General features: G+C 34.3%; 2 protein-coding genes, 1 tRNA gene and 1 pseudogene. 2 read left to right on the plus strand and 2 right to left on the minus strand.

The window, feature by feature from the left end:
* Positions 1 to 193 (plus strand): hypothetical protein (locus ACP5SP_RS07845; RefSeq protein WP_428076503.1); only part of this gene is annotated, 193 nt, incomplete at its 5' end.
* Between the two features lie 1,081 nt (positions 194 to 1,274).
* Complete coding sequence (locus ACP5SP_RS07850) at positions 1,275 to 1,427, plus strand: hypothetical protein (RefSeq protein ID WP_428076505.1); 153 nt, start codon at positions 1,275 to 1,277, stop codon at positions 1,425 to 1,427.
* A gap of 562 nt (positions 1,428 to 1,989) precedes the next feature.
* Here ACP5SP_RS07850 and ACP5SP_RS07855 read toward each other — a convergent pair.
* Positions 1,990 to 2,056: transfer RNA gene (locus ACP5SP_RS07855), tRNA-Ala, on the minus strand.
* Positions 2,045 to 2,199: pseudogene (locus ACP5SP_RS07860) on the minus strand (DUF2800 domain-containing protein); the annotation flags it as partial. The pseudogene ACP5SP_RS07860 and the gene ACP5SP_RS07855, both read right to left, overlap by 12 nt.

Raw genomic sequence — 2,199 nt, forward strand, 5'->3', positions numbered from 1 at the left:
ATTCTATCTCTATGCGATAACAGTTGGACTTAATCTTCTAAAACCTGTGACCTTTTTCAACAGGTTATTGCACTTTGAAAATAATTTTTCTACCTGTATGGGTAATCTTATTTGCATTCTCAATAAGCATCCTTCTAAATGTTGTATGATAGCTTTTCATGCAAATAATGCCTTTTTTACACCTCTTTTGTAATCCACACTCCTTTTCAGCGGATTCTGATATGAGTGAGAGATTCTATTACTGTGTCAGAATGGTTTATGGATATTCCACCTCCGAAGACAGCATCAATTAGATATTCATTTTGCCATAATCTAACAGGAGTGACTTGAAGAATCTCTTTGCACTGTGAAAGTTCAACATTCCTATGACGCCATTCTCTATTGTCTCTGTATACCCCCGCTATCGCTTAAAAAGCCGTCAAAATGTTTTAGATAAAGCGATATACAATCTCATAATGAAACAGAATAACTGCTTGAATGTTCTTTCAATTGGTATTCCTTTCCTGATTTTTCTGGTACTCCCGAAGTATTTCGTAACCTTGTGGTGTATCCCTATCTTTGAAAGATACTGTTCAAACAGTGCAAGACCTGCTTTGTCGGGAAATGAATCTGATGTTTTTTCAATACTATCTATCTATATTTCATACGAGTTCTTCCTGTTTGGATTTTTTCATTTTTGTTTGTCATATTTTCAACTCATTAAGATAGTGTGCTTCATCGCCCAGTAAGTGAAAGCACTATCTTTTTTATATGCTCAAATTATACATTAAATCTATGTTGTACCAAAGAAAATATATGATAAATTTGGAGGGTCGCTCAGGTTAGGATTAATCATTTCGTGTGCAGGCATTAAGCATTGGCTTGGTCATCCATTAATTTTTGATCAAGGATAGATAAAAGGTTGAGTTGCGCAATATGAACAATTTAGCTAAAGAAAAGATGTATAGCAAAATCCCGAAAAATGGAGATTTATAGCAAATGAAAACTACGATAGTACATAAGGGTTTCCATTCCCAATCAAGCAGAGGAAGTCGAAAGCCTTGGATTGCAAAAAGAGCGAATTCTGGAATATGTCAAGGCCCAAAACTGTAAATCGTTTAAAAATTTATTAAGATGCAAGGCTTTCAAGCGGTTTGACAAAGTGGCGAGCATTCCAAGAACTTTCAAAAGACGCACAGAATAAGCTTTTTGGTGTCGTTTTGGTCTATAAAATAGATAGGTTAAGTCTCTTCATTGTAGATTTTTAATACTCTTCAATTATTTGAAAACAAGGCATTGCCTTTGTGTCTATCACTCAGCAGTTTGATACTTCAACGACTACGGAAAGACTCGCAATGTCAATGATAGCAAGTTTAGAAGACTTCGAAAGGTCAATCGGAATCAAAAGGGAAAAGACAATTCCTTTTTATTCCGGATATTTAGCATAAAAGAGAATTCACATTAAAAAGAAGAGTTCAGAGTTAGAATGGAAATTCTATCCAGGAAAGCACGAGGCAATTATACCTTATGAAAAATGGAAGACAGACCAAGATATCAGGAAAAATAAAAAAGCCTCCGTAAGAAAAAAGTTTACCTCTTTATTCTCAAGATTAATCTACTGCGCTAAAGATAAAACATAATGTGACTTTCCAAATAAAACAAAATACTCCTTGCTATGTTTGCCTTCCTATTTATGAAGGAGATACATACTGTAACAGAAAATTAAAAGAAATTGATTTGGAAGAAAAACTTTTAAAGACTATCGAGATGAGATAAAAACAATTGAAAGAAAGATCACACGGGCAAAGAACTGGGGGAAAATGAAATTTTGTCTATATAACAAGCAAGAAAAATACCCGCACATGACAAAAGAAGAGAAAGCCTTATTTTGGTATATTTTAATTAAGCAAATTACAGTAAAGTCTCACTGAATCCAAACAGTTTGAACTTTTGATTTCTCTGCTTCAGAGTTTCGTTTAAAGCTACACCAGATATAAAAAGGGTAAAATATGGTGGAGATGAGGGGATTTGAACCCCTGACCCCATGGATGCAAACCATGTGCTCTACCGCTACCCCTCTTCCATACTTTAAATCAACTATTTCTAATAAGTTTCCATCGATTAAAACTAAATCGCCTGTCCCAAAGCCTTCAGGAACATATGAGCTAAAATCAAGTCTTTGTTCTATAAGTGCAATACCATTTTTAATAGAGTTTATCT

The organism is Caldisericum sp. (genome assembly GCF_049967455.1).
Lineage (GTDB): Bacteria > Caldisericota > Caldisericia > Caldisericales > Caldisericaceae > Caldisericum > Caldisericum exile_A.